Here is a 4,233-nt window from a genome sequence, read left to right as displayed (position 1 = left end):
GAAAGCCTGGTCGATCCCATGCTTCTGCAGAACCTTCACAAACGCTTCTTCCGTCGTCATCTTCATGGGGATCGCTCCTTGTCATAGTGGATAGAGGTGGCCCCGGCCGTTCGCCGGGGCCTATCATTGCGTTTGGGTGCAAGCTTCAGCGCAGCCGGCTGGCTGATGGCGACATGGTTGCGCCCTGCGGGTGGAGCCTTGGTGCAGGACGGCGGATCGCCATGGCCGAGATCATGCTAATCAAGGCCGCGAAGACCACGTAGGCACAGACGTACCAAGGCTCGCCGCCGCCTTCCGCCAACAGGTAGGTGGCGATGATTGGGGTGATGCCGCTCGCGAAGATTCCGGAGAACTGATAGACGAAGGAGATGCCCGTATAACGGACCTCCGCATCGAACAGATCCGAGAACAGGGCAGCTTCGGGCCCGTAGCACATGGCATAGACGATCCCGAACGGGACGATGATGCCGATGGCGATCAGTGGCAGGCTGCCCGAAGCCATCAACCAGAAGGCTGGATAGGCGCACAGGGCCAGCAACAGCGAACCGATGGCATAGGTCTTCGGGCGACCCCAACGGTCCGACAGGCTACCGAAATAGGGAATTGTGAAGATCATTACCGCCGCCGAGATGGTGACGAGAACCAGCGCCGTCGTGCGGGGCACGTCCACATATTTCGACAGATACACGATCGAGAAGACGGCAAAGATGTTGAAGAAGACGCCGTCAATGTACCGTACGCCCATGCCCAGGATGATGTTCTTGGGGTATTTGCGCAGCATCACCATGAAAGGCAGCGCGACATCCTTCTTCGTTTCCTTGACCTTGGCAAACTCCGGGGTCTCGGCAACCTTCAGGCGGATATACATACCGACTAGAACCAGAAGTACGCTCGCCAGAAAGCCGACGCGCCATCCCCAGGCCATGAACTGCTCCTCCGGCAGAAGCGACATGACCGCAGTCACGCCTGATGCTAAGCATAGGCCTAGGGCTAGGCCGATCTGCGGGATGCTGGCGAAGAAGCCCCGCCTGTTTTCGGGCGCATACTCGTAAGCCATCAGGACCGCACCGCCCCATTCGCCGCCGATGCCGATCCCCTGGAGGATGCGCAGCAGAAGCAAAAGGATGGGCGCGGCGATGCCGATCTGTTCGTAAGTAGGCAGAAGGCCGATCAGGACGGTGGCCACTCCCATGATCATCAGCGTGATGACGAGCATGCTCTTGCGCCCAAGCTTGTCGCCGTAATGGCCGAAGATCAGGCCACCGACCGGCCGCGCGACGAAGCCGATCGCGAAGGTTGTGTAGGCGAGGAGGGTGGAGACGACCGGATCGTCCGCTGGAAAGTACAGCTGGTTGAAGACGATGCCGGCGACGATGCCGTAGAGAAAGAAGTCGTACCATTCGATCGTCGCGCCGATCACGCTTGCGCCGACGACGCGCCTTAGCTCGCGATCGACAGTTCCCGCTGTGCTTGCCATGCCTTCCTCCCAGATTGATGGCTGTTGACGTCTTCCCGGATCATGTCGGCGGCTTTTTCCCCGATCATGATGGCCGGAACATTCGTATTGCCCGACACGAGCGTCGGCATGACCGAGCAGTCGGCGACCCACAGCCCGTCCGTACCGCGCACCCGCAAGCGAGCATCCAGAACGGCGGTGCGGTCCGCCTCGCCGCCCATGCGGCAAGTGCCTGCCGGATGGAAGATCGTCACCCCGTTCTGGCGCGCGAAGGCGAGAAGGTCGGCATCTGTCGCAACAGCAGCACCGGGTAGAACCTCCTCCGCGACATAGGAAGCGAAGGGCTCGGTGGCCGCCAACCGCCGCGCAAAGCGCATGGCGGCCACCACGCAGGCTCGGTCCGTTTCACTGTCGAGGTAGTTGGCGTGGATCTTCGGCGCCGCGAAGGGCTCTGACGAGCCTAGGCGGATCACGCCGCGGCTTTCCGGGCGCAGCTGGCAGACCGACATGGTGAAGCCGGAATAGTCGTGGACGGCACCGCCGGCCATGTCTGCCGAAAGGGTGCCGATGTGGAACTGGATGTCCGGCGTGGCGGAACCGGGCAGCACGCGGGTGAAGAGCCCACCCTGATTGATGCCGATGCTCAATGGCCCACCGCGCGTGAGCAGCCATTCGAGCCCCATCCGCGCCCGCCCATAAAAGGAGCGCAGCGTATCGTTTGTGGTAATTGGCTTGGTGCACCGGTAGATCATGCGGATCTGCAGGTGATCCTGCAGGTTGGCGCCGACCCCAGGGCTGTCCTGCAAAACGGGGATCCCCGTATCGCGCAGATGCTCCGACGGCCCGATTCCCGACAGCATGAGGAGTTGCGGCGTCTGCACCGCGCCCGCCGACAGGATGACTCCGCGCCGGGCGGCGATCCGCCGGTCCCGGCCACCCTGCCGCAACTCCACGCCCACGGCGCGCCGCCCCTCGAAGACGACCCGTGCAACTTGTGCCTCCGTCAGGATGGATAGGTTCTTGCGGCTCCGCGCCGGCCTCAGATAGGCCTTGGCCGCGCTCATGCGCCAGCCGCCCTGCGTCGTCAGCTGATAGTAGCCGACGCCTTCCTGGGTGGCGCCGTTGAAGTCGGCCGTCTCCGGCACGCCGCAGGCGACGGCCGCGGACTTGATGGCCTCGATCAGCTCGTGCCGAACGGGAATGCTACTGACATGTAGCGGACCGGTCGAACCGTGCAGCGGGTCCTCGCGGTATGAAGGGTTGGTTTCCAGCTTGCGGAAATAGGGAAGCACGTCGTCCCAGCCCCAGCCCTCGTTCCCAAGCTGACGCCAGCCGTCATAATCTTCCTGCTGGCCGCGGATGACGATGAGGCCGTTGATCGAGGAACAACCGCCCAGGACGCGACCGCGCGGCCAATAGATTCGACGGCCCTCCATCCCTTCTTCGGGCTCCGTGTGGAAGCGCCAGTTGATGGCGTCGTTCCACATGGTCTTGCCATAGCCAATGGGCAGGTGGATCCAGAGATTCCTGTCCTTGGGTCCCGCTTCCAGAAGCGCCACGCTGTAGCGCCCGTCTTCCGACAGCCGGTTGGCAAGGACGCAGCCTGACGATCCCGCGCCGACGACGACGAAGTCGAATTCTTCCTCGAAATTCATGTGCAGTTTCCTCCCTGCAGCCAAGACACTGCACCCCACCACAAAGCGAGTCAACTCTATTTTGATACATATCGTCTCATTGAATGAGATTATGATGCTGCACCGCCACGGGATTGGAGTTTGTGCGGATGGTGGAGGACCGGTGGTAGTCCGTCGCGGATCGGCCTGTGCTACACAGACAGCAAGCAGATTGCGCAACGGAGGCCTGAGGGTTGAAAGCGGACGAACGGGATAGCGGATCGGCGATGCTGCGGGCGCTCGATCTTCTGGCCGCAATTGCCGGTGCGGACCAGCCGATTACCGTGCCAGAACTCTGCCAGAACCTGGGCCTTCCGAAGCCGACGGTCCACCGACTTTGCCAGCGGCTGGAGACGGAAGGCTACCTTTCGCGCGAGCCGGGGGGCCGCCATTTCATCGTTGGACCGCGCCTCTTGCGCCTTGGCCTCGATGCGGTCCGCACCTCTGTCACGACGGAGCGGCACGCCATCCTGCAACAGCTGGTGGATGCCTGCGAGGAAACCTGCAACCTCGTCACCCGTGCCGGTCTAGAAGCCGTTTATATTGACCGGGTGGAAGCCCGCTGGCCGCTGCGGCTGCATTTGGAGATCGGATCGCGCGTTCCGCTGCACTGCACTGCGAGCGGCAAGCTTCTTTTGGCGTATATGGCGCCGGCGCAGCGCAAGCGGACGCTTGATGCCCTGGCCCTGTCCAACTACACCACGCATACCATCTCCGACCGAGCGCGACTTGACGCCGACCTCGCGGTCATTTCCCGCAGGGGATACAGCCTAGACGACCAGGAATTCATCGAAGGTCTGGTCGCCGTCGCCGTACCGGTGCTGGACAGCGCCAACACGGTGGTGGCGGCCCTGGCATGCCACGGTCCGCTGCCACGCTTCGGCGTGGATAAGGCGACCGGCATTGTCCCCCGCCTCATGGAGGCGGCCGAACGCCTGCGGACGACCCTGCAATAGCCTGTGTGCACCGATACGGTCCTATCCGATGATATGCATTCCGGCTGCGATAAAGCTTGCGATGAAGAGGGTTTCGGCGACGATGAGGAGGATTGCGCCGGTTCCCACGTCGCGGATGCTTTTGAGGGATGTCTTCATGCCGACGGCA

At 62.6% G+C, this 4,233-nt stretch carries 3 protein-coding genes; 1 reads left to right on the top strand and 2 read right to left on the bottom strand.

Annotation, left to right across the window (positions count from 1 at the left end; genetic code table 11):
- Window positions 1-145: 145 nt before the first annotated feature.
- Entirely contained in the window at window positions 146-1,477 is a 1,332-nt protein-coding gene (locus AUL31_RS19820; protein WP_060610923.1) for an MFS transporter, read from the bottom strand.
- Window positions 1,441-3,111: a GMC family oxidoreductase gene (locus AUL31_RS19815; protein ID WP_060610920.1), complete on the bottom strand. Its 1,671-nt coding sequence runs from the start codon at window positions 3,109-3,111 to the stop codon at window positions 1,441-1,443. The genes AUL31_RS19820 and AUL31_RS19815 overlap by 37 nt, the downstream gene beginning before the upstream one ends.
- A gap of 212 nt (window positions 3,112-3,323) precedes the next feature.
- Here AUL31_RS19815 and AUL31_RS19810 point away from each other — a divergent pair, with 212 nt between their 5' ends.
- Window positions 3,324-4,085 (top strand): IclR family transcriptional regulator, encoded by a 762-nt coding sequence (locus AUL31_RS19810; RefSeq protein WP_073469591.1) that lies wholly within the window; start codon window positions 3,324-3,326, stop codon window positions 4,083-4,085.
- Window positions 4,086-4,233: the final 148 nt, after the last annotated feature.

Origin of the sequence: Aureimonas altamirensis, assembly GCF_001463885.1 — a bacterium.
GTDB lineage: Bacteria > Pseudomonadota > Alphaproteobacteria > Rhizobiales > Rhizobiaceae > Aureimonas > Aureimonas altamirensis.
Note: the sequence above shows the minus strand (reverse complement) of the source record. Positions and strands in the feature narration are given on the sequence as shown.

Excerpts from the sequence above, each read along its gene's own strand:
- AUL31_RS19820 (WP_060610923.1), bottom strand. The coding sequence starts at position 1,477 with ATGGCAAGCACAGCGGGAACTGTCGATCGCGAGCTAAGGCGCGTCGTC.
- AUL31_RS19815 (WP_060610920.1), bottom strand. The coding sequence starts at position 3,111 with ATGAATTTCGAGGAAGAATTCGACTTCGTCGTCGTCGGCGCGGGATCG.